The following is a 22,407-nucleotide window of genomic DNA, read 5'->3' as shown; positions in this document are numbered from 1 at the left end:
AGCCGCCGCCCTGCCTACGATTTCGCCTACGCTAAGGAAAGGGCAGGATGCAGCAACCCGGCCGGGCCGCAGAGATCAAGGCAATCGGGATCGGCAAGAGCTTCGGCTCGTTCCGTGCGCTGGACGATCTGACGCTCGATATCGGCCGTGGCGAGTTCCTCACCCTGCTCGGCCCCTCCGGTTCCGGCAAGACCACCTTCCTGATGATCCTTGCCGGCTTCATTCAGCCGACCGACGGCCGCCTTTACAGCGACGGCGTCGACATCACCGAGCGGCCGGCCGAGCAGCGCGCCGCCGGCATGGTTTTCCAAGGCTACGCACTGTTCCCGCATATGAGCGTCGAGGCCAACATCGCCTTCCCGCTCAAGGTGCGCAAGAAACCGGCGGCCGAGATCAAACGCCGCGTCGGCGAAATGATCGAGCGCGTCGGGCTCAAGGGCCACGAGAAGAAACTGCCGTCGCAATTGTCCGGCGGCCAGCAGCAGCGCGTGGCGCTGGCGCGTGCGCTGGTGTTCGAGCCGGGCGTGCTTTTGCTCGACGAGCCGTTTTCGGCGCTCGACAAGGGCCTGCGCGGCCAGATGCAGGCCGAGATGAAGCGGCTGCACCAGGAGACCGGCACCACCTTCGTCTTCGTCACCCATGACCAGAGCGAGGCGCTGGCGTTGTCGTCGCGCGTCGCCATCTTCAATCATGGCAAACTGCTGCAGGTCGGCGCACCGGACGAGGTCTACGACCGGCCGGACAACCGCTTCGTCGCCGAGTTCCTGGGCGAGATCAACATGCTGCCGCTGAAGGGCGTGCGCCCGGCCGACAATGGCTCGACGGGCCTCTGCGAAGACCGCGCGATCAGCATGCGCTGCAAGGCCGAGAAGGTCCGTGGAGACGCCATCCTGGCGATCCGGCCAGAATACATGTCGATCGCCCGCGAAGCCGCCGTTGGCGAAAACGGTATTGCCGCGACTGCCGTCGCCTCGACCTATCTCGGCGCTGCGACGCGGCTCGATCTGACGACGCGCCAAGGCGCCAAGGTGACGGTCTCGGTACCGAACGAGGTTGCCGCTTCCGCGCTCAGCAAGGGCAATTCCGTGTGGCTGACCTGGCCGGCGGAGAAAGGCTTCCTCCTTCCGGACGGAGGACAATGACGATCGGCGAGGCGAATTCGCCACGCTGACTTTCAGGAAATACCAACGACAAAAAAGGGGAACTGACATGACAAACCAAACCAAGAAACATTCCATCGAGGCGCTGTCCGCCAGGGCCGTGCGCGGAGAGATCTCGCGCCGGCAGTTCACGCAGCTGGCCGCGCTGGTGCTGGCCGGCACGCCGATGCTGCTGCGCTCGACCGGCGCCTTTGCCGCGGCGAAGGAACTGGTGCTGGTCAACTGGGGCGGCGACGCCATCACCGCCTATGACGCGGCTTACGGCCAGGCCTTCACCAAGGAGACCGGCATCGTCGTCAAGATGGATGGCTCCGGCCCGACCGAAGGCGCAATCGCGGCGCAGTTCAAGAGCGGCGCCCCGACCTGGGACCTGGTCGACGTCGATCCGTTCTCGGCCATCACGCTCGGCGCGCAGGGCATGCTCGAGCCGATCGACTATACGATCGTCGACAAGAAGAAGATGCGCGAGGGGTTCGGTTGGGAACACGCCGCCTCGACCTATTTCTTCTCCTATGTCATCGCCTACGATGCCGAGAAATACGGCAGCCAGGCACCGACCGGCATGGCCGATTTCTTCGACGTGGCAAAATTCCCCGGCAAGCGCTCGCTCTACAAATGGGGCGTGTCGAGCTGGGAAGCGGCGCTGCTTGCTGACGGCATCGCGCCGGCCTCGCTCTACCCGCTCGACCTCAAGCGCGCGCATGACAAGATCGCCGCCTTCAAGGAGAACGTCGTCGCCTATTGGGGTGGCGGCGCCGAAAGCCAGAGCGTGCTGCTCAATGGCGAGGCGTCGATGGCGATCGTCTGGTCGACCCGGGCTTCGCTCATCGAGCAGGATTCCGGCGGCAAGATCAAGTTCATCTGGGACCAGGGTCTGATCTCGCCCGGCGCGCTCGCCGTGCTCAAGGGCAATCCCGGCGGCAAGGACGCGGCGATGAAGTTCATCGCCAGCACCCAGGACCCTGAGAAGGAACTCATCATGTTCGACAAGCTCGGCCAGGGTCCGGCCAATCCGGCCGCCGATGCGCTGATCCCCGCCGACAAGAAGCGCATCAACCCCGTCGATCCCGAGAACATGAAAAAGCAGATCCCGCTCGACATGGATTGGTACGCCAAGAACTACGGGGCGGCACTCGACGAATACACGAAGATCATCTCCGCCTGACAAGCCGGGATAACCGGATGAGAGCATACCTCTCCGACAGGATGGGCGCGGCGCTGTTGATGGCGCCGCTGCTCCTCTTTCTTGTGCTGGCCTATGCCTGGCCATTCCTCGGCGTGGTCAAATGGAGTTTTACGCTGCCCACGCCGGGGCTGGGGCAGTACAATGCGCTGCTCACGGATCAGTTGGTGCAGTCGGTCTTTATCCGCACGCTGCGCATCGCGGCGATCGTGACGATCGTTTCGGTTGCCGCCGCCTACGCCATCACCGTTGTCTGGGTGCGCGGCACGCCGGTGCAGCGCGTCGTGGCCGAATTCTGCATCCTGGTGCCGTTCTGGATCTCGGTGCTGACCCGCGCCTTCGGCTGGGTGGCGCTTTTGTCCAATCGCGGCCTGATTAACACCTGGCTGCAGGCGGTCGGCTTCATCTCGGAGCCGCTGGCGCTGGTGCGCAACGAGTTCGGCGTCATCGTCGGCATGACGCATTTCCTCATCCCCTTCGCCGTGTTTCCGCTGGCCTCTTCGATGCGCAGTCTCGACGACCGCGTGCTGCTGGCGGCGCGCGGCCTCGGCTCCAGCCGCATGCGGACCTTCTGGTCGGTGTTCGTGCCGATGACCCGCTCCGGCATCATCGGCTCGGCGCTGATCGTTTTCGTCTTTTCGCTCGGCTTCTTCGTCACGCCGGCGATCCTCGGCGGCGGTCGTAGCGTGATGATCGCCGAGTTGATCTATCTCCGCATCTTCCAGAGCCCGGACTGGGGCCTGGGCGCTGCGATCAGCGTGGTGCTGGTGCTGTTCGTCGGCGCGCTGATGGCGCTGCTGTTCCGCTATATCAGACCAAAGCAGTTGGTGTAGCGCGATGCCGACCTACCGCCCCGGTCCCGTCTCGCTGATCCTCGCCGCCCTGGTCGCGCTGTTCCTGCTGTTGCCGCTGCTCGCCGTCATTCCGGTGTCGCTGACGCCGAGCCGCATGCTGGCGATGCCGTCGGGCGAATTGTCGCTGCGCCACTACCGGGCGCTGATCGAGGATCCGCGCTGGATCAACTCGATCCTGCTCTCGATCAGGATCGGCGTCGTCAGCAGCGCCTTCTCCACGGTGCTGGCGCTCTGCTTCAGCCTCGGCGTCTGGATGTTCCAGCCGCGCTTCACCGCGGCATTGGTCGGCTTCGTGCTGCTGCCGATGGTGGTACCGCCGGTGGTCTCGGCAATCACGCTCTACTTCCTGCTGACCTCGATCTCGGGTTTCTCGTCGTTCTTCGGCTATGACACCTGGCTGGGTGTCGCCATGGCGCATGCGGTGATGACGGTGCCCTTCGCCACGGTGCTGATCCTGGTGTCGCTCAGCCAGCTCGACCGCCGCATTGACCTTGCCGCGCGCGGCCTCGGTGCCACCGTGTGGGAGCGCGCCACCCGCATCATCATGCCCAACATCAAGTTCGGCATCGTCACCGCGGCGTTGTTGTCCTTCGTGCTGTCCTGGGAAGAGATCGGCGTCACCCTGTTCATCACCTCGGTCAACGCCATCACGCTGCCGCGCTTGATGTGGATGGGCCTGCGCGACAACATCGACCCGGCGATCGCCGCACTCTCGGTGATCCTGATCGTCATCACGGTGCTGGTGCTTGTGGCGCGCAGCGTCGTGGTCAGGCTGCGCGCGGCGCAGTGAGGGCCGCCTCACGCCGTGGTGACTAGCGCGAATGAAACCTTGCGCTACGATTTTCGTTATAGGTAGTTCAACACGTCGAAGGCTCCGCCATGAACCAAGGATGGTTTTCCAAGCCGGTTGCGGTTGCGGTCGGCATCGTGGGAGATATCCGCAACATTTCCAACGCACGGCAGGCTGTCGAATTGCTGGAAGCCCACTGGCGCGACGCCGGCAGCGCCAAACACGGCTTGGCACTGCGCACAGGCCGTCGCGCCATGAGCGACGACCGCTGGACCGAAGCCGCCAGGGATGCGTTCGTCGAGGCGGCACGGGAAGCGCATGTCCTGGTCGAGCGAGCCGTTGAACCACAGGATCGGTCCAGGCAGGCGGGGCCGTGATCGATTTGTGAGCCTCGGTGGTTCGGCCGATCTATTGCATCTCAGGCAGCATGCAGCCTTGGAATGGCACTGACGTCAACCTCGCGCTCCGCGTGCCACGCATCGTAAGCGGCCTGCATCCTGAGCCAGATCGCGGCGCCGTCGCCGAACATCTTTCCAAGGCGCGCCGCGACGGCCGGCGAGACCGGCTTCTTTTCGCGGATGATGTCGTAAAGCTGCTGGCGCGAGATTCCGAGCAGATTGGCGATTTCCACCTTGGTCTTTCCGGTTGCCGGGATAATGTCGTCGAGCAGCGCCCCAGGGTGGGATGGGCAGCGCTCCATCGGACGCATCGGCTCATAACAGGTCATGGGCTGGTTGTCCTTCGGTTGGGTCGCCACGTGCCCATAGTGATATTGCTCGAAATCTACCCGGGTTGCCAGACCTCCCGAAAACCTGGCGGCGTTGTGTCACTGCGCCACCCACTACCCCATAGCGTGGCGGATTCTCTTGGACAGGCGGCTCAAAAATGCCGGCCTCGACGACGCATCGAGCTTCCACGACAGCACCGCCGTGGCCATTTTCCGCGGCAACACCCCGACCGACAGGAACCATGCGGCAAGGATGACGCGCCGCCGCAGGGATGCGGTCATTTCGAGGCTGGCGACGGCGCCGGCCGCCCCGAGCGCCAGCCGGGAATCGTCGGCCACCGGATGTCGGTCTCTGTCGGCGCAGAGCGACGCCAGCCGCTCCTCCAGGTGGACCGGATCGTGGCGGACAGCATCCGACGGCACGATGGTCAGGCCGATCCCGGAGGCCTGGTCCGACAGTGCCTGCATGCGGCGGAAATCGTGGGTTACCCGCCAGCGTGCCCGCTCGGCGAGCTTTTCGCCGAAGACCGAATGGTTGGCGCCGTGGATGCGGTAGGCGCCGAGGCATTCGTCGATGGATTGGACGTGCCCGTACATCGGCGCCAGCGTTGCCAGATAGCCGTCGGCGCCCTGGCGGAACTCCGGCTCCGGTATCGGCATGATCGATTCGAGCGTTGCGCGGTCAAAGGCGAGCCCGCTGGTCACGGTCGTCTGATAGCGGCCCTTGTGCAGGAGTTTCGGCATGACGTCGCCGCTGTCGAAAGCCAGTTCGGGCGGCGGAAAGACATCCTTGATGCGTTGCCCTTCGTCGACGATGTGCAGTCTGGACTGGACCTGGGCGGTTGCCTCGTCCCAGGTCTCGACGATGGTGGAGACGGCGGTCGGATAGAGATAATCGTCGGCGTCGAGGAACAGGACGATCTTGCCCGAGCTCGCTGCGAAGCCGGTGTTGAATGCCGCGGCGTGTCCGCCATTTTGCGCTCGCGGACATGCGAGGATCTCGTCGCGATACGATTCCATGATTGTCGTGGAATTGTCCTGCGATGCATCGTCGACGACGATGACTTCGACATCCGCGTAGTCCTGCTCGAGGGCGCTGTCGATGCTGCGTTTGAGGAACCGCGCGTAGTTGTAGTTCGGGATGATGATGGATACCGGAATTCTCGGGACAGTCTGCATCGCGTTTGACCTCGCATCTTGCTTTGGTTCGGCAAAGGCCCGCTCATGGGCCTGCCCCCCTCTTCAAGCGCCCTCTTGGCGCGCAACGAGTTCCCTGGGAGAAAGCCTGCGCTTTCTATCAGGAGACGGGTCACGTTTCGCTTTGCGACTTCGTACTGAGGCCGCCATTGCCTTCGAGGACTGCTGCCATGGTCAGGGGTCGGCGGCAGCAAAAGCCCAGACGGTTCGGCCAAGGTGATGTCGCAACCGAGCCCGACGGAAATGTCTCGCCTCGCGATCAGGTCGGGAGCGAAGCGGACGGGTGCCCTGAAGGCATGGCGGATACTGGCCTTCAAATGCGGCTGGAACAAGCCCCGCGTCGAAAACAGGGCCACTTCAGGTTGTGTTTCAGGCGGCATGCCGCGACCGCCGGTGCTTTGCCCCAGAGCCGGCGAACCGCCTCCGGGGCTTATAGTCACGTGGCCTGGACAGTCAGGCGGCCTGCAAACCCGGCAGCGACAGGTCGACTTCCTCCGGCAAGTCGCCGGCCATGGCGGCGGCAAACTTCGTCTGGTCGAGTTCTCCCTCCCAGCGTGCCACCACCACTGTCGCCACCGCATTGCCGATGAAGTTGGTCAGCGCCCGGCATTCCGACATGAAGCGGTCGACGCCGAGGATCAGCGCCATGCCGGCGACCGGCACGGTGGGGACGACCGAAAGCGTTGCCGCCAGCGTGATGAAGCCGGCGCCGGTGATGCCGGCGGCACCCTTGGAGCTCAGCATGGCGACGGCGAGCAACAGGATCTGGTCGCCGTAGGTGAGTGGCGTGTCGGTCGCCTGCGCGATGAACAGCGCCGCCAGCGTCATGTAGATGTTGGTGCCGTCCAGATTGAAGGAATAGCCGGTCGGGATGACCAGGCCGACCACCGAGCGGTTGCAGCCGGCGCGCTCCATCTTGGCCATGAGGCCCGGCAATGCCGCTTCCGAGGACGAGGTGCCGAGCACCAGCAGCAGCTCTTCCTTGATGTAGCGGATCAGCGCCAGGATCGAGAAGCCATTGTAGCGGGCAACCGCGCCGAGCACCACCAGCACGAACAGCAGCGCGGTCAGGTAGAATGTGCCGATCAGCATGGCGAGGTTGGCGATCGAGCCGATGCCGTATTTGCCGATTGTGAAGGCCATGGCGCCGAAGGCGCCGATCGGTGCGGCCTTCATCAGGATGGCGACGAGGCGGAAGATCGGCGTGGTCAGTGCCTGCAGGAAATCGACGACCGGACGGCCGCGATCGCCGACCAGTGCCAGGGCGACACCGAACAGCACCGAGAAGAACAACACCTGCAGGATGTCGCCCTGCGCGAAGGCGCCGGTGATGGTGTCGGGGATGATGTTCATCAGGAAGCCGACGATGGTTGTGTCGTGCGCCTTCTCGGCATAGGCCGTCACCTTGGTGGTATCGAGCGTGGCCGGATTGATGTGCATGCCGGCGCCGGGCTGGACGACATTGGAGACGACCAGGCCGACGACAAGCGCCAGCGTCGAGAACACCAGGAAATAGATCATCGCCTTGCCGGCGACGCGGCCGACCTTCTGCAGGTCGGAAACACCGGCGATGCCGGTCGCCACCGTCAGGAAGATCACCGGCGCGATCACCATCTTCACCAGCTTGATGAAGGCATCGCCGAACGGCTTCATCGCCTCGCCGGTTTCCGGATAGAAGTGGCCGAGCAGCACACCGGCGGCGATCGCCGCCAGCACCTGCACATAAAGATGCCGGTATAAGGGAAGTTTGCCGCGCGGCTCGGCGGCAGCGATTGCTGTCTGCATGACGTCCTCCATGGCGCCCCGATCGAAAGCTCGACTCCCCGGGGCAGTTGTTTTGACCAGCAGCCTCGCGACTGCTGAATTCGTGTTTGCAACAGCCGTGCCAGATACGCAGAAGGGCCTTTCATCATTGATTTTGTTGAGCATTCACAAACGTCCGCACTGCTGGACACACAGACAAGTGCGAATCTCCGCATAGGTCGAATTGTGTTTTGTGCGAGTTCATGCACAAATGGGCGATGCTGCAACGCCCCGCCGGTGCCTTGTCTTCGACGCCCGAGCAACTCGCCAGGCGGGCGCGCCGAGCCTGGCTGCTGTTTGCGGCCGTCGCCCTGCTGATCGTCACGGCAGCGCTCTACGGTGCCGGCCTCTACGGCCGCACCGCCGAGGTCGGGACCCTGGCGGCGCAGGGGCGTACCGACGCCAATCTGAAGGTCGCGCTGCTGCGCGCCGTGCTCGAAAGCCCGCGCGCCCTGCCGCTGCTTCTGTCCGCGGACCAGCAAGTGCGTGACGCGCTGTCGCAGAAAAATGCCGCGGCAATCGATGTTCTGAACCGCAAGCTCGAGGGGCTGGTCTCCGGCACCAAGGCGTCGGTGCTCTATGTCGTCGGCACCGACGGACTGGCGATCGCCTCCAGCAACTGGCGCGAGCCGATCAGCTTCGTCGGCAATGACTACCGTTTTCGCGATTATTTCTCCGGCGCAATGCAGGCCGGAACCGCCGAGTACTTTGCGCTCGGCAATGTCAGCAAGCGTCCCGGCCTCTACATTTCGCGACGCGTCGGCGATGCCGCCGCACCGCTCGGCGTCGTCGTCGTCAAGATGGAGTTCGACCAGCTCGAAGCCGACTGGCGCGAGGCCAACCGCCCGGCCTATGTCAGCGACGAGAACGGCGTCGTGCTGATCACCAGCGTGCCGTCCTGGCGCTTCATGACAACCGCGCCGCTGGCCGGACCTGAGCAAGCCGCGATCCGCGACAGCCAACAGTTCGGCGACGCGCCGCTGGTTCCGCTGCCGATCATGCACCGGCAGGCGCTCAGCCCGGATGTGTCGATCGTCCACGCGGTGACGCCCGGCGGCAGTGAGGCGGAGTATCTCAGCCTTTCCACGCCGGTCCCTTCGACCCCATGGCAGCTCGACTATCTGATCCCGGCCGAAGCGCCGATCGCCGCTGCCGTCCGCGAAATGCGGCTTCTGGCACTAGGTGCCGTCGTCCCGCTGCTCGGCCTGGCCGCGTATCTGTTGTGGCGGCGGCAGTCGGCGCAGATGCGGATTGCCGCCGAACAGGCGGCGCGCACCGAACTCGAACGCCGCGTCGTCGAACGCACCGAGGATCTGAGCCAAGCCCGCGACCGGCTGCAGGCCGAGATAGCAGGCCACCGCAGCACCGAAGCCAAGCTCCAAATCGTGCAGCAGGATCTGGTCCAGGCCAACCGCCTCGCCATCCTCGGCCAGGTCGCCGCCGGTGTCGCCCATGAGATCAACCAGCCGGTCGCCACCATCCGCGCCTATGCCGACAATGCCCGCACCTTCCTCGACCGCAAGCAGACCGGGCCGGCCGAGGAAAACCTCGGCGCCATTGCAGCACTTACCGAACGCATCGGCTCAATCACCGAGGAGTTGAAGGCATTTGCCCGCAAGGGCCGCACCGCCGCCGAGCCTGTTGAATTACGTGGTGTTGTCGAGGGCGCGGTCATGCTGTTGAGAAGCCGCTTTGCCGGTCGGCTCGACGCATTGGCCATCGACCTGCCGCCGCCGAGCCTCAAAGTCATGGGCAATCGGGTCCGGCTCGAACAGGTGCTGATCAACCTCTTCCAGAACGCGCTCGAAGCACTCGACGGCCGCGACGACGCTTATGTGCAGGTATCGGTCGAGGAGACCGCGGACGGCGTGACGGTCGGCGTGTCCGATAACGGACCTGGCATTCCGCCCGGGATTCTCAAGTCGCTGTTCACGCCGTTCAACACCTCCAAGGAAAAAGGCCTCGGCCTTGGCCTCGTCATCTCGAAGGACATCGTCGCCGATTATGGCGGCCGCATCGAGGTTTCAAGCAACGACAGCGGCACCCGCTTCACCATCCATCTCATGAAAGCAGCGTAAGCCATCATGACGAACGACAATGCCGCGCCGGTCATCTTGATCGACGACGATCGCGATCTCCTCAAGGCCACCGCGCAGACGCTGGAGCTTGCCGGCTTCTCGGTCTCAGCCTTTGCGGTGGCGGCCGAGGCGCTGGCCCGGCTCGACGCCGGTTTTGCCGGCGTCGTGGTGTCGGATATCCGCATGCCTCAGATCGACGGCTTGCAGCTTTTCAACCGCATCCTGCGGCTGGATGCCGACATTCCCGTCATCCTCGTCACCGGGCATGGCGACATCGCCATGGCCGTCAAGGCGATCAAGGACGGCGCCTACGACTTCATCACAAAGCCTTTCGCCGCCGACCGGCTGGTGCAGAGCGTGCGTCGCGCGGCGGAAAAGCGCCGCCTGGTGATGGAGAACCGCGCCTTGCGCGAGGCGGCCGGAGAGGCGCAGGACAGCCTGCCGCTGATCGGCCAGACACCGGCGATGGAAAGGCTGCGCCGCACGCTGCGCCAGATCGCCGACACCGATGTCGACGTGCTGGTGACCGGCGAGACCGGCTCCGGCAAGGAGGTGGTGGCAAGCCTTCTGCATCGCTGGAGCCGCCGCGCCAAGGGCAATTTCGTCGCGCTGAATTGCGGCACGCTGCCGGAGACCGTCATCGAGAGCGAGTTGTTCGGCCATGAGGCCGGGGCCTTCACCGGCGCGCAGAAGAAACGGATCGGCCGCATCGAGCATGCCAGCGGCGGCACGCTGTTCCTCGACGAGATCGAAAGCATGCCGGTCTCGACACAGGTGCAGATGCTGCGCGTCTTGGAAATGCGCGAGGTCACTCCGCTCGGCACCAATGAGGTGCGGCCGGTGGATCTGCGCGTCGTCGCCGCCGCCAAGGTCGACCTCGGCGATCCGCGCCAGCGCGGCGCTTTCCGTGAGGACCTTTACTACCGGCTCAACGTGGTGACGATCTCGATCCCGCCGCTGCGCGAGCGCCGCGACGATGTCGCCCTGCTGTTCTTCTATTTCGCCGAGCGCGCCGCCGCCCGCTTCCATCGTCCGGTGCCGGCAGTGCCGGCGACGGTACATCGCCATCTGAGCGACCATGACTGGCCGGGCAATGTGCGCGAACTGGCGCATTTCGCCGAGCGGTTCGTGCTTGGATTGGAGGAAGGCGCCGAAGCACAACCCCCTGCCCCGACCGAATCGAACGCCGCCATGAAGCTGCCGGAGCGGCTGGAGCGCTACGAGGCCGACATCATCCGCGAGGCGCTTGGCCGCAACGAGGGCGATGTCAGGCGCACGATCGAAGCGTTGGGGATTCCGCGCAAGACCTTCTACGACAAGCTCCAGCGCCACGGCATCGTGCGCAGCGATTTTTCCAGGTAATTCGTCGCCGGGCCGAGCGGCTCGGCTATTTGGCGTCGTGGAAGATGATACCGACAGTGTGGCGCATGCCGGAGCGAAGCCGGCTGACGCCGTGCCTGAGGTTGACGCGGTAATTGCCCCGCGTGCCCTGGACCGGTCGATTGTGGACCGCAAAGGCGACCGCATCGCCCTGGCGCAGCGGCACCACCTCGACGCGGCTTTGCATGCGCGGACGCTGCTCGCTCAGCACGAACTGGCCGCCGGTGAAATCCTTGCCGGGTTCGGACAACAGGATCGCCACCTGCAATGGGAAGGCCAGATCGCCGTAGAGATCCTGGTGCAGGCAGTTGAAGTCGCCGGGAACGTATTGCAGCAGCAGCGGCGTCGGCCGCGTCTGGCCCTGCTCGTGGCATTGCTCGAGGAACGCGGCGTGTTCGTCGGGATAGCGCTGGGCGATCCCCATGCGCTCGTTCCAGTCGTTGGCGACCGCAGCCAGGCGCGGATAGAGCGCGGTGCGCAAGCCGCCGATCAAGTCGGGCAAGGGATAGCGGAAATAGCGGTACTCGCCCTTGCCGAAGCCGTGCCGCGCCATGTGGACATGGCTGCGGAAATGGCTCTCGTCCGGATAGAGCCCGGCGATCTGCCGGCACTCCTGCGGCGTCAGCAGCTTTTCCATCACCGCGCAGCCATAGCCGCTCAGCTCGCCGGCGAGTTTCGGCCAATCATAGGCGGCGACGCGCGCCTCCGCCGATTTGATCGCCGCTTTCGCGCCTATCGAATGGATGGTCATGGCTTCGCCTCCTTCTCTATGACCAGAGATGGGTGAGACAGCGCGCGCAGACCACCCGTTTCTTGCCGGGTGAGCTTCGCGGGATGGATATCATCCGATTTCCGATTTCGTTGTCGTGCGCTAAACTTGTTCCACTTCAACGGGACCGCCATCTCAATGATTGTCCAGACCTGCATCAATGGCGCGCGCAGCGCCGATTTCCACCCGCGACTGCCGCTTGATCCCGAAGCCATGGCGCGCGACGGTGCGGCCTCGATTGCCGCCGGTGCGGCCGAGCTGCATGTCCATGCGCGCGGACTCGACGGCCGCGAAAGCATCGCGCCTGCGGCTATGGACCGGACTGTGATGGCGCTCCGCCGTGCCTGTCCGGGAACGCTGATCGGCGTGTCGACCGGCGCCTGGATCGAAAACGACGACGAGCGGACGCTGGCCGCGATCGCCGGTTGGAGCGAGCTGCCCGACTATGCCTCGGTCAATCTGAGCGAAGACGCCGCGCCCGCCGTCATGGAGAGTCTGCGCCAGCGCGGCATCGGCATCGAGGCGGGGCTTGCCTCCGTCGCCGACGCCGAACGCCTGGTGAGCCTCGACCATGGCAAACGGGTGCTGCGCATCCTGATCGAAATCTCCGAGCAGCCCCTGGACGCGGCGCTGGAGGTCAGTGACGATATCGCCGCCGTGCTCGACGGCGCCGGGATGCGCCGGGCGATCCTGCTGCACGGTGCCGACGCCACGGTCTGGCCTTTCGTGCACCGGGCGGCGGAACGCCGTTGGTCGACGCGCGTCGGACTGGAAGACGGCAAGGAGCTTCCTGATGGAACAGTAGCACCCGGTAACGCCGCGCTGACAGCGGCAGCCGTCGCTATCTTCGAGACCAGCCGTTAGCGCGGGGAAACGGCCAATCTCCTCTTCACTGGGGAGATGCCAGGTTTTGACAGAGAGGCAGGCCAAAGTCGGGCGGGTCTAAAGTATGGCCGCGTGTGGTGTCAGTAAAACTTATCTAAAACTTTACGCATTAATTAAACCAGCAATTAATCAGCACATCAACGACTCCGTGTGTTAATGCTCCCCGCACAGGGGACCATTTTTCGATGAACATCATTCCAGAGAATGATCACGCTGCGCCGCGCCGGGTTCAACAGTATACATCGGTACAGATCCTGCGGGGGCAAGCAGCCCTCATGGTTGTTATCTATCATCTTCCGGCCGCACTGGGCATGCTCGATCTGGGTATTCCCATCCTAAACAGTGGTGTCGATCTGTTTTTCGTCATCAGCGGTTTTGTCATGGTTCTCTCGACGGAGAACAGACGTCGCGACCATCGTGCTTTTTTGATGCAGCGCTTCACGCGCGTCGTTCCGTTCTATGGGTTATGACCTTCGTCATGGTCGCCGCACTTTGGTTGTTTGCCGGTCGTGCAGTGTCTCTTGAGCAGCTCACCAATAGCCTGCTTTTCATTCCCTATCTCGACACTGTTACAGGTTATGTCCAACCAGTGCTTGGCGTGGGTTGGACGCTCAATCTGGAAATCCTGTTTTACATTCTGTTCGCGGCGACTATGGGTCTTGGCACCTTGACGCAAATGGCCATGGTCGGCGTTGTCTTTGCAATCGCCGTAGCGGCGCGCATCATCTTCAAACCCGCCGCCGATACTGTGCTGTTTTTCTATACCACGCCAATCCTGTTTGAGTTCCTTGCCGGCATGGCTCTCGGCCACCTGGTCGGCAGGCTGGCGCGTTCGCCTGCCGTCCTGGGTGTCTCGGCACTCGTGTTCGCCATCGTGTCCATGCTGGTGATGGGCCTTGGCTTCAACTTGCCGCGAACCCTTGCTCAGGGAATCCCGGCGTTGATCCTTGTCGCGGCTTGCATAAGCCTGGAAAGCTACTTCCGGCTTCTTGCTCCTCGCGTGCTGGCAAGGTTGGGTGATGCTTCCTACTCTCTCTATCTGACACATCCTATCGTGCTGCTTGCGACCGCTCCTGTCATTGCAAGCGCCAATGTATCACCATGGCTCGCAGGCATGGTTATTGTCACCGCCTGCATTGCCGTCTCCCTGGCCAGCTATAGTTTTATTGAAAAGCCGCTTTTGGCGATATCTCGGATGAGCCTCTCCGCCTATCAGGTGAAGGCACAATAAGTTGCGGTTGCGCCTCGCAACGATTTTGCGACAACGACATGCATAAAACAAAAAACTTAAAGCGCGTCGCAGGATCCGTTCAATGCGACGCGCTCTAGATACAAAAATAGCCGCCCGGTTGGACCCGAAGCAGCTTGTTATTTTATGCACTTCGGCAATGTGTCAGTGGCTACTTTGCAATCATGTAGGCATCATCAGTGTAGAGTTTGCCAACTCCACCATAGTGACCCACCCCAAACACGAATGACTGAGGTGTACCTGATCCGTCGGAATCTCGCCCGACCGGCCAGGTTGCGTTCGACGACGATTGCCAAAACACCCCGTCCAGATACCAATCGATGCCTACCCCTTCATAGAGATCCGCGCGCAGCTGAAACCAGCGGCCCTTCGGGGCGGGAACATCGTTAGCCGGATTGTGGACTCCGGCCGCCGCATTTTCCACATGCAGCATCACCACATCGTCAGTCGGATTGTCGGTCAGGTTGACCCACCACGTTGGATCCTGCTTGAAAGGCGATTGCTCGGTCACCTTGAACTGGAAGATATTCGTCCAGCCGTTTCCCGCGTATTGGTAATCGGAGGGAATGAAAAACCACGCGACATAAGTTCCATCGATCCCTGACGGCGACATCGCCTGGAGCGGACGTCCGAAAGCGTCGTTCTTGGCCAGGCCGCCCGCAAAGAGCCACTCCTTGTAGACTTTGGAGTGGGGCTTCCCGGCGTTGATGGCAGCCAGCGTCGTTTCGAACTTTCCGAAGCTGTTGCCGCCGTGCGAGGATACATTCCCTGCGCCGGTCGAGACCAGGCCGCTGACAATTGCGTTCAGGCTGGGATCGGCTTCCGCCGGATTCTCCGCCTGGACGAAAGACCAGTCGGTATAGCACGAGGCTCCGGTGCAAGGCCCCTCCTCCCAGTCCGCTCGCCAGTAGGGCGCATTCTGGGCATATGCGGCGCCAGCTGGCGCCATGGCGGCGGTAATGGTGCAGATTGCCGTCAGCACCAACAGATGAGAAATCTTCTTCATGTCGATCTACCGTTCCTTTCTAAGCTATGGATTCCAGGCACCTCTTGCGCCACTTGCTTCTTTCACCCTCGAACACAGCGCGTCCCGAACGGCGCTGTACCGCCAACTCAAGCCGGCGGCGCTGAACCTTCAAAGGGTATCCGGAAAACAAAAAACCCGCCTCGGGAGGGCGGGTCGGCGGCGCGATTAGCACCATACCCAAATTAGTAGCATAGCTGCCGGCACAAAGCAAGAACAAAATGTGGCATCTGCGACGAAACTGCCGACAGGCACAGGGGCACCGCGGATGACGTGGCTCTTGCCGTTGTTAAAAATCTCTCATAAGGTATTTTCATATCAGAAAGAAAATCCGACCGTTTATTTCCTTTTATGAAAGCCTGAGCGTTTGCGGGAACATCTCGATCAGACCGACCGGCGACTGGTCAAGCTGCTGTCGCAGGATGCGCAGCTTGGCGTCAACCGCCTCGCGGAGAAGATGGCGATCTCGGTGCCGACGGTGCGCATGCGGCTGCGCAACCTGCTCGACCGCAACCTGCTCAAGATCGTCGGACTGCTTAACCTGACCGAACGCCCCGAGCTGATCTCGGCCATCGTCGGCATCAACGCGCAAGGGCGCGGCCGGGCGCGTGAACTGGCGCAGCGCATCTCCGAACTGCCTTTCGTGAACTCGGCCGCCGTCGTCACCGGACGCTTCGACATCATCGTCGACGTAACGGTGGCCGGCGATGTCGCCGATCTCTACCGCGTCACCAGCGAGCTGATCCCCGGCGCCGGCGAGCCGGGCGAAGTCGTGCGCAGCGAGACCTTCGTCGTCATGGCGTCCTGCAACAAATGGGTCAGCCTGCCTGAAGGCTGCTGGTCGGACGAGACGCGAAAGGAAATGGCATGAAGATCGCGGTTCTCGGCGGCCTCGGCCTGCAAGGCCGGGCGGCGATCGCCGATCTCGTTGCCAGCGACGGCGTCGAGCAAGTGGTCTGCCTCGACACCGCAACCGACGGCGCGGCGCGGCTTGGCGGCCTGACCGACCTTGCCCGGGTGCGTTTTGTCGTGCCGGAGGGCGCGATCGGTCGGGTGCTGGCCGATGTGATGAAGGACGTCGACGCGGTCATCGACCTGTTGCCGCAGCCGCTGATGCGCGAGGCGGTGCAGGCGGCGATCGCGACGCGCACGCCGCTGGTCACCACCAATTACGGCAAGGCCATCGCCGATCTCGCTCCCGAGGCCGAAAAGGCCGGCGTCTCGATCGTCACCGAATGCGGGCTCGACCCCGGCATCGACCTTGTGCTCTACGCGCGCGCCGCAAGCCAGTTCGACACCATCACCGCGATCGATTCCTATTGCGGCGGTATTCCCGAGCCGAAGGCGGTGGTCGAGCCGCTGCGCTACAAGGTGAGCTGGAATTTCGACATGGTTCTGGTCAGCCAGAACCGCGACAGCGTGCTGGTCGAGGACGGCAAACGGGTCGACGTGCCGGCCGCCCGCCAGCACGACAATCGTTTCATCCACGACATCGAGATCGCCGGGCTGGGGCGGCTCGAGGCCTTTCCCAATGGCGACGCGCCGCATTATGCCGGCATGCTCGCCGCCGCCAAGGGGCTGCAGCGCTCCGGCCGCTATTCGCTGCGCTGGCCCGGTTGGTCGGCGTTCTGGGCGCCGCTGAAGCAGCTCGGCTTCCTGTCCGAGGACAAGGTGCCCGGCACCGGCGTCAGCCCACGCGAATTCCTCGGCCGGCTGCTCGGTCCGCAACTGCAATATGGCGCCGACGAAAAGGACCTTTGCGTGATGCGCAACGTCTTTGTCGGCAGCGAAGGCGGCCGCCGCAAGACGGTGACCTCGGAGCTGGTCATCGAACGCGACCTCGCCTCCGGCCTGTTCGGCATGAGCCTTGGCGTCGGCTATCCCGCCAGTATCGTGGCGCAGATGCTGGCACGGCGCGAGATCGCCACGCCCGGCCTGCTCAACCCGCTGCTGCATGTGCCCGATGGCCGCTTCCTCGACGAGCTGGCCAGGCGCGGCATCAAGGTCGCCGAAACGGTGAGCTGGGATTGAAGATTTTCGAACGGTGGTTGCCGCCGGCAACGGCGCCGCCGCTCAAAAGGCGCCCCGATGGGGTGAAACAACAAGTGGAACAACAAACGACAACAAGGAGGAATGCCCAAATGAAGATTGCCAAGCTTTTCATCGCCGGACTTGCGCTCGCCGGCCTCACCGCTGCCGCCAGTGCCGGAACGCTCGACGAGATTACCAAGCGCGGTGAGTTGCGCGTCGCCGTGCAGACGCAGGGACCGCCCTTCTCGCTGGTCGGCGCCGCCGGCGAACGCACCGGCAGTTCGGTCGAACTCGCCGAACTGATGGCCAAGGAAATGGGCGTCAAGATCACCTTCCTCGACTTCGACTGGGACGGCCTGATCCCGGCGCTGCTGTCGGGCAAGGCCGATCTTCTGGTTGCCGACATGACGCCGACACTGGCGCGTGGCATGAAGGTCGCCTTCACCAAGCCTTACATGTACACGGGCAGCACCGTCTTCACCAAGGCTGGGACCGCCTTCAAGTCCACCGAGGACTGCAAGGCCAAGGGCACCAAGATCGCGGTGCTGCTCGGCGCCACCGGCGAGAAGGAAGCCAAGGCCGCCTTCCCCGATGCCGACATCAAGAGCTACAAGGGCGGCGGCCCGCTGCTGCTCGACGCCGTCAACAACGGCCAGGCCGATTGCGGCGTCAACGACGTCTCGGCGGTCAAGGGCCAGTCAACCGCTTATCCGGCCGGCAGCTTCATCATCATGCCGGACATGCTGTCGAAGGAGCCACTGGCCTTCGCCACGCGCTATGACGAGCAGGACCTGCTGACCTGGATGAACCTGTTCCTCGACCAGGTCAGCCTCGACGGCCGCCTGCAGAAGAACCTCGATTACTGGGTCAATTCCGACGCCTGGAAGAAGGATCACTGAGTAGAGGGAATAGGGAGTAGGGAGTAGGGAGTAGGGAACGCTACTCGCTACTCGCTACTCGCTACTCGCTACTCGCTACTCGCTACTCGCTACTCGCTACTCGCTACTCGCTACTCGCTACTCACTACTCACTACTCGCTACTCACCATTCACCAGTCACCGCCTCACCATGCTCGAAAACTTCAGCTTCCGCACCATCGTCGAATATCTGCCCCTGTTCGGGCAGGGCCTCGTCACGACCGTGTGGCTGTCTGTCCTCTCCTTTGCCGGCGCGCTCGCCGTCGGCATCGTACTCGCCGCGATGAACCTGCAGCGCGGCCGGCTGTTCCGCGTCCCGGCCAAGGCCTATATCGATGCAGTGCGCGCCACGCCGCTGCTGGCGCAGCTTTACTTCCTCTATTTCGGCCTGCCGCGGCTCGGCTTCGTCCTGCCCGAGCTCGTCGTCGGCATCCTGGCCCTGTCGCTGAACAGCGGCGCCTATGTCGCCGAGATCATCCGCGCCGGCATCCTGTCGATCCCGCGCGGCCAGGTCGAGGCCGGCGTCGCCTCGGGCATGACCTATGTCCAGCGCATGCGCCTGGTCATCCTGCCGCAGGCGTTTAAGGTGACGATCCCGCCGCTGCTCGGCCAGGCGATCGTGCTGGTCAAGGATTCCGCGCTGTTGTCGCTGATCTCGGTCGCCGAACTGACGCGCGCCGGACAATTGCTCGCTTCCGACCGCTTCATGCCGGCCGAAGGTTTTATCACCATCGCCGCCTTCTACCTGCTGCTCTATTACGGGCTGAAGGGACTGGCGGCACTCTCCGGGCGCTGGCTCGGCCTGGCGGGGGCACGGACATGATCTGGCAGCAACTGCAAAGCATCGCCGGCAGCTATCCCCTCGCCTTGCGCGGCCTCGGCATGACCGTGGTGCTGTCGTTGATCAGCCTGGTGCTGGGCACCTTGCTCGGCTTCGGCCTCGGCATCCTGCGCACAGGCGGCAACCGGCTGATCAGCAGCGCGATCGGCGGCTGGGTCGACCTGATCCGCGGCACTCCGTTCCTGGTGCAGATTTTCCTGATCTTCTTCATCCTGCCGGAACTCGGCATCGAGCTCGACGCCTTCACCGCCGGCATCATCGCGCTGACCAATCTGGCCGCCTGCTTCATCTGCGAGATCGTCGTCGCCGGCATCCGCTCGGTGCCGACCGGCCAGGTCGAGGCGGCGCTGGCGTCCGGCCTGTCGCGCTGGCAGCGCATGCGCCAGGTGGTGCTGCCGCAAGCGATGCGCATCGTGCTGCCGCCGCTGGTCGGGCAATATGTGCTGCTGATCAAGGATTCCTCGGTCGTTTCGGCGATCGGTCTCACCGATCTCACTCGCGTCGGCTGGCTGGTGGTGCAGCGTGTGCCGAACGGCCTGCTGGTCTTCTTCCTCGTCGGCCTCGGTTATTTCATCGTCTGCTACCCCCTGATCATGCTGGCCCGACGGCTGGAACAGCGCATGGGCGCGGCCCATGGCGAGGTGCAGATATGACGAACCTCAGCAGCAAGAATGGTGCCGGCATGATCGAATTTCGCGGCGTCAACAAATGGTTTGGCCAGCTCAACGTGCTCAGGGATATTACGCTGAGCGTCGAGCCGCGCGAAGTGGTCGTCGTCTGCGGCCCGAGCGGCTCGGGCAAGAGCACCTTGATCCGCTGCATCAACGGGCTGGAGACGATCCGCGACGGCGACCTGACGGTCGACGGCCAGCGCCTCGGCGACCCCGCCACCAACATGACGCGGCTGCGGACCGAGATCGGCTTCGTCTTCCAGTCGTTCAACCTCTATCCGCACAAGACCGCGCTCGAGAACGTCACCCTGGCGCCGATCCATGTGCGCAAGATCCCGCGCACCGAGGCCGAGAAGGCCGGGCGCGAACTGCTCGCCAAGGTCGGCCTCGCCGACAAGGTTGATGCCTATCCGGCGCAACTCTCAGGCGGCCAGCAGCAGCGCGTGGCGATCGCGCGCTGCCTCGGCATGCGCCCCAAGATCATGCTGTTCGACGAGCCGACCTCGGCGCTCGATCCCGAGATGATCTCAGAAGTCCTCGACGTCATGGTCGCGGTCGCCGAGGAAGGCATGACGATGATGGTGGTGACGCACGAGATGGGCTTTGCCCGCAAGGTCGCCCAGCGCGTCGTGTTCATGGACGCCGGCGCCATTGTCGAGAGCGGCACCCCGGACGAGTTCTTCTCCAACCCAAAGACCGACCGCAGCCGCGCCTTCCTGAGCAAGATCCTGCGGCATTAGGGTTCAAACTCAACTCAGCTGGCTGTCGTCGATGGCCGAGATGGATGGAAAGCGGCCCTTCGCTGGACGTTCCCTAATACGACAGATGCGCGCCGGGCTTCCTCTTAGGGCGGCCATTGCCGCACTTCCACCAGCCGCTTCCCTTATGCGGGCATCAAATCGATGACCCGCATGATCGCGACCGCACTGCTCGTGTTCTGGGTGCCTTCTGTCGTAGCGCCATTAGCGCAGGCCCAAACATCGCCCTTCTTGACTGTGAACTTTTGTTTGTTGTGAACGACCGAAAGTTCTCCCTCAGTCATGTGGCAGAGCATGTCGTTCTTCATCATGTTGTCAGCCGTCTTCGCTCCGGGCTGAATGACAACATCGCGCAGCTTCACCGTTGCATAGGCTGGTATGACCGACTTGCGCTCACCAAGCGCTACAACTCTGACGCCGGGTGAGACCTCCTTGCCCTCATCGGGGCCGTAAGTCTGGGCGGATGCTGGTGTCCCCCAAGCGATCAGAGGCGTTGCGGCCAGTGTAAGACCGAGTGCAAGTGTGGATCTACGATTGACGGCTTCCATTGTTTCCTCCCTGTTCAAAAGTTGGTCGGAAAGGTAGGCCAACAATCAAGGATGGGCCGTTGCGGCGAAGAGTCAACTGACCTTCCGAGTTAGTTCAGTCTCGCTCGCGGCTAGCGAGGTTTCACAAACCACCCGGGTCGCCGAGACGGAGAGGGGGAATTGCGCTGACCATGTCATTGCGTGCGACCTTGTCCCGACATTAAAGACATTTCATTCTTGCGAATGCCCTCGCTGCCAAAGACCCCTCTCCGGCCGCTTTGCGGCCACATCTCCCCCCGCTTGGCGGGGGCGAGGAAGCCAAACCTATTGCATATCGGCGTGGGTGCTCAATTCGGCCCTCTTCTCATCCGAGACGACGGCGAGGTCGAGGACCTTCTGCAATTCGGCAGCATGCCGGAACGACGGTTCGGCCTGGACGCCGTTGCGGACTGCATCGATGAAGCGCTGGTAGTTGGTGGGCACCGTTCCGGCGTCCAGAACTTGCCATTTAGCGTTCTCGACGTCTTCGCCGAGGAAGGCATGACCATGATGGTTGTGACGCACGGGATGGGCTTTGCCCGCAAGGTCGCCCAGCGCGTCGTGTTCATGGACGCCGGCGCCATCGTCGAGAGCGGCACCCCGGACGAGTTCTTCTCCAACCCGAAGACCGACCGCAGCCGCGCTTTCCTGAGCAAGATCCTGCGGCATTAGGAGGGCATTAGGACAAAGCGGACCTCAGACGATGCCGTGCTTTCTCAACAGCGCCTGCTCGTCGTCTGATATCCAGCCGAAAACCTTCGGCTCCGCGTCCAATTTCTGCACGAGGTAGTGGACGTCAAAATCTATCGCCACCTTCGATTGATCCCTGCGGGCATAGGTTGCCGTCCAGGCGACATGGGCCACGCAATGATGTTCGTCTATCGGCGAGAGCCTGAGGTTGCGTATCCGCATTTCCTTCGTACCTATCGCGCGATAGTGCGCATAGCCTTGCGCCATGACCTGCTTGAGTTGCCCATCGTTCTTTCCAGTCATGACCCCGGCGGGCGAAGCCGCTATGAAGTCCGAAGCATACAGCGATGCGACTTCATCCATGTCCATGTCGCCGCCGAGGGACTGGTTGAAAAAGCGCTCATATCTCTCGAATAGCTTCCTTACGCTGGTTTCCATCATTTCATCTCCAGGTGAGGCTATGTTGGGTGGGAGCAGGAAACGCTCCGCCGATCTCCGACATCCGCAATGGCCTCAGCCATGATGACTTCGTCCCGGGGGTGGAGCAAGGAGCGAAGCGACGCGGCGCAGACCCTGGGATGACGAATGCGTGGTGCGACCCGATTGTGCACGACTTCGATGCCACCCTTGTCGCCGCAGACGCAACAAGCGAAGCCCTGTTGCTCGGCCTTCGTGATGGCGAGCGCGCGGCTAGCGGCGCGCTCGCCCCATTCGATTTGGGCGATCGGAGCTATAGCCGCGCCCCTAGTTGTGAGCTTTCAGAGGGTTGTCCATTCGGACCGCACCGAGGAGACTGGAGTTACCAAGCTTCAGCATCCATCGGAGGGTCCGAAT

General features: G+C 63.2%; 21 protein-coding genes and 3 pseudogenes. 16 read left to right on the top strand and 8 right to left on the bottom strand.

Going from position 1 to position 22,407, the window contains the following annotated elements; all coding sequences use genetic code 11:
* The first annotated feature begins 47 nt into the window (after positions 1 to 47).
* The 5 genes from NKH01_RS22100 (at position 48) to NKH01_RS22080 (ending at position 4,364) form a co-directional block, all read left to right on the top strand.
* Positions 48 to 1,142 carry an ABC transporter ATP-binding protein gene (locus tag NKH01_RS22100; protein ID WP_352816463.1) on the top strand — a complete coding sequence of 365 codons (1,095 nt, stop codon included), beginning with the start codon at positions 48 to 50 and terminating at the stop codon, positions 1,140 to 1,142.
* A gap of 67 nt (positions 1,143 to 1,209) precedes the next feature.
* Positions 1,210 to 2,325, top strand: a complete 1,116-nt coding sequence (locus NKH01_RS22095; protein WP_352589588.1) for an ABC transporter substrate-binding protein — start codon at positions 1,210 to 1,212, stop codon at positions 2,323 to 2,325.
* A gap of 17 nt (positions 2,326 to 2,342) precedes the next feature.
* On the top strand, positions 2,343 to 3,176 hold the full coding sequence (locus tag NKH01_RS22090) for an ABC transporter permease (protein WP_031194462.1): 834 nt from the start codon (positions 2,343 to 2,345) through the stop codon (positions 3,174 to 3,176).
* A gap of 4 nt (positions 3,177 to 3,180) precedes the next feature.
* The gene (locus tag NKH01_RS22085; protein ID WP_353022382.1) at positions 3,181 to 3,987 is read left to right on the top strand and encodes an ABC transporter permease; all 807 of its coding nucleotides are present in this window, start codon (positions 3,181 to 3,183) and stop codon (positions 3,985 to 3,987) included.
* A gap of 89 nt (positions 3,988 to 4,076) precedes the next feature.
* Positions 4,077 to 4,364, top strand: coding sequence for a DUF982 domain-containing protein (locus NKH01_RS22080; protein ID WP_353022380.1), 288 nt, complete (start codon positions 4,077 to 4,079; stop codon positions 4,362 to 4,364).
* A 41-nt stretch (positions 4,365 to 4,405) separates the two neighbouring features.
* Here the strand turns inward: NKH01_RS22080 and NKH01_RS22075 are convergent, their stop codons facing one another.
* The 3 genes from NKH01_RS22075 to NKH01_RS22065 form a co-directional block, all read right to left on the bottom strand.
* Positions 4,406 to 4,714: a HigA family addiction module antitoxin gene (locus NKH01_RS22075; RefSeq protein WP_353022378.1), complete on the bottom strand. Its 309-nt coding sequence runs from the start codon at positions 4,712 to 4,714 to the stop codon at positions 4,406 to 4,408.
* Between the two features lie 114 nt (positions 4,715 to 4,828).
* Positions 4,829 to 5,893, bottom strand: coding sequence for a glycosyltransferase family 2 protein (locus NKH01_RS22070; protein ID WP_023720595.1), 1,065 nt, complete (start codon positions 5,891 to 5,893; stop codon positions 4,829 to 4,831).
* Positions 5,894 to 6,364: 471 nt separating this feature from the next.
* Positions 6,365 to 7,696, bottom strand: coding sequence for a dicarboxylate/amino acid:cation symporter (locus NKH01_RS22065; protein WP_292659748.1), 1,332 nt, complete (start codon positions 7,694 to 7,696; stop codon positions 6,365 to 6,367).
* 236 nt (positions 7,697 to 7,932) lie between these two features.
* Here NKH01_RS22065 and NKH01_RS22060 point away from each other — a divergent pair, with 236 nt between their 5' ends.
* Positions 7,933 to 9,792, top strand: coding sequence for a sensor histidine kinase (locus NKH01_RS22060; protein ID WP_352494436.1), 1,860 nt, complete (start codon positions 7,933 to 7,935; stop codon positions 9,790 to 9,792).
* Between the two features lie 6 nt (positions 9,793 to 9,798).
* Positions 9,799 to 11,154: a sigma-54-dependent transcriptional regulator gene (locus NKH01_RS22055; RefSeq protein ID WP_353022377.1), complete on the top strand. Its 1,356-nt coding sequence runs from the start codon at positions 9,799 to 9,801 to the stop codon at positions 11,152 to 11,154.
* 25 nt (positions 11,155 to 11,179) lie between these two features.
* On the opposite strand, the gene NKH01_RS22050 is transcribed toward NKH01_RS22055, so the two are convergent.
* A complete protein-coding gene (locus tag NKH01_RS22050; RefSeq protein WP_353022375.1) occupies positions 11,180 to 11,923 on the bottom strand; it encodes a 2OG-Fe(II) oxygenase in 744 nt (247 codons plus the stop codon).
* Between the two features lie 156 nt (positions 11,924 to 12,079).
* Between NKH01_RS22050 and NKH01_RS22045 the strand changes: the two genes are divergently transcribed.
* Positions 12,080 to 12,805 carry a 3-keto-5-aminohexanoate cleavage protein gene (locus NKH01_RS22045; RefSeq protein ID WP_353022374.1) on the top strand — a complete coding sequence of 242 codons (726 nt, stop codon included), beginning with the start codon at positions 12,080 to 12,082 and terminating at the stop codon, positions 12,803 to 12,805.
* 206 nt (positions 12,806 to 13,011) lie between these two features.
* Positions 13,012 to 14,057, top strand: a pseudogene (locus NKH01_RS22040) (acyltransferase family protein).
* A 169-nt stretch (positions 14,058 to 14,226) separates the two neighbouring features.
* On the opposite strand, the gene NKH01_RS22035 reads toward NKH01_RS22040, so the two are convergent.
* Positions 14,227 to 15,081, bottom strand: a complete 855-nt coding sequence (locus NKH01_RS22035; RefSeq protein WP_353022372.1) for a hypothetical protein — start codon at positions 15,079 to 15,081, stop codon at positions 14,227 to 14,229.
* Positions 15,082 to 15,466: 385 nt separating this feature from the next.
* Here NKH01_RS22035 and NKH01_RS22030 point away from each other — a divergent pair, with 385 nt between their 5' ends.
* The 6 genes from NKH01_RS22030 to NKH01_RS22005 all read left to right on the top strand — a co-directional run bounded on the left by NKH01_RS22030 (position 15,467) and on the right by NKH01_RS22005 (position 20,299).
* Positions 15,467 to 15,970: an Lrp/AsnC family transcriptional regulator gene (locus tag NKH01_RS22030; protein WP_023677254.1), complete on the top strand. Its 504-nt coding sequence runs from the start codon at positions 15,467 to 15,469 to the stop codon at positions 15,968 to 15,970.
* Positions 15,967 to 17,130 carry a saccharopine dehydrogenase family protein gene (locus NKH01_RS22025; protein ID WP_353022370.1) on the top strand — a complete coding sequence of 388 codons (1,164 nt, stop codon included), beginning with the start codon at positions 15,967 to 15,969 and terminating at the stop codon, positions 17,128 to 17,130. The genes NKH01_RS22030 and NKH01_RS22025 overlap by 4 nt, the downstream gene beginning before the upstream one ends.
* Before the next feature lie 110 nt (positions 17,131 to 17,240).
* Positions 17,241 to 18,029: an ABC transporter substrate-binding protein gene (locus NKH01_RS22020; protein WP_023720608.1), complete on the top strand. Its 789-nt coding sequence runs from the start codon at positions 17,241 to 17,243 to the stop codon at positions 18,027 to 18,029.
* A gap of 169 nt (positions 18,030 to 18,198) precedes the next feature.
* A complete protein-coding gene (locus NKH01_RS22015) occupies positions 18,199 to 18,870 on the top strand; it encodes an amino acid ABC transporter permease (RefSeq protein WP_023720609.1) in 672 nt (223 codons plus the stop codon).
* The gene (locus NKH01_RS22010) at positions 18,867 to 19,541 is read left to right on the top strand and encodes an amino acid ABC transporter permease (RefSeq protein WP_352484003.1); all 675 of its coding nucleotides are present in this window, start codon (positions 18,867 to 18,869) and stop codon (positions 19,539 to 19,541) included. The genes NKH01_RS22015 and NKH01_RS22010 overlap by 4 nt, the downstream gene beginning before the upstream one ends.
* Positions 19,542 to 19,570: 29 nt before the next feature.
* Complete coding sequence (locus NKH01_RS22005) at positions 19,571 to 20,299, top strand: amino acid ABC transporter ATP-binding protein (RefSeq protein ID WP_376703691.1); 729 nt, start codon at positions 19,571 to 19,573, stop codon at positions 20,297 to 20,299.
* 143 nt (positions 20,300 to 20,442) lie between these two features.
* Here the strand turns inward: NKH01_RS22005 and NKH01_RS22000 are convergent, their stop codons facing one another.
* Together NKH01_RS22000 and NKH01_RS21995 are read right to left on the bottom strand one after the other, a co-directional pair.
* Complete coding sequence (locus NKH01_RS22000) at positions 20,443 to 20,865, bottom strand: hypothetical protein (protein ID WP_352641025.1); 423 nt, start codon at positions 20,863 to 20,865, stop codon at positions 20,443 to 20,445.
* A 303-nt stretch (positions 20,866 to 21,168) separates the two neighbouring features.
* A pseudogene (locus NKH01_RS21995) lies at positions 21,169 to 21,408 on the bottom strand (Gfo/Idh/MocA family protein); the annotation flags it as partial.
* Here NKH01_RS21995 and NKH01_RS21990 point away from each other — a divergent pair.
* Positions 21,358 to 21,555: pseudogene (locus tag NKH01_RS21990) on the top strand (polar amino acid ABC transporter ATP-binding protein); the annotation flags it as partial. The pseudogenes NKH01_RS21995 and NKH01_RS21990 sit on opposite strands and share 51 nt — an antisense overlap.
* 24 nt (positions 21,556 to 21,579) lie before the next feature.
* Here the strand turns inward: NKH01_RS21990 and NKH01_RS21985 are convergent.
* Positions 21,580 to 22,011 (bottom strand): DUF6841 family protein, encoded by a 432-nt coding sequence (locus NKH01_RS21985; RefSeq protein ID WP_023720614.1) that lies wholly within the window; start codon positions 22,009 to 22,011, stop codon positions 21,580 to 21,582.
* Positions 22,012 to 22,407: the final 396 nt, after the last annotated feature.

It is taken from the genome of Mesorhizobium sp. M1403 (assembly GCF_040317695.1).
Lineage (GTDB): Bacteria > Pseudomonadota > Alphaproteobacteria > Rhizobiales > Rhizobiaceae > Mesorhizobium.
The sequence above is the reverse complement of the archived record's forward strand: the minus strand, read 5'-3'. Positions and strand labels throughout refer to the sequence as shown.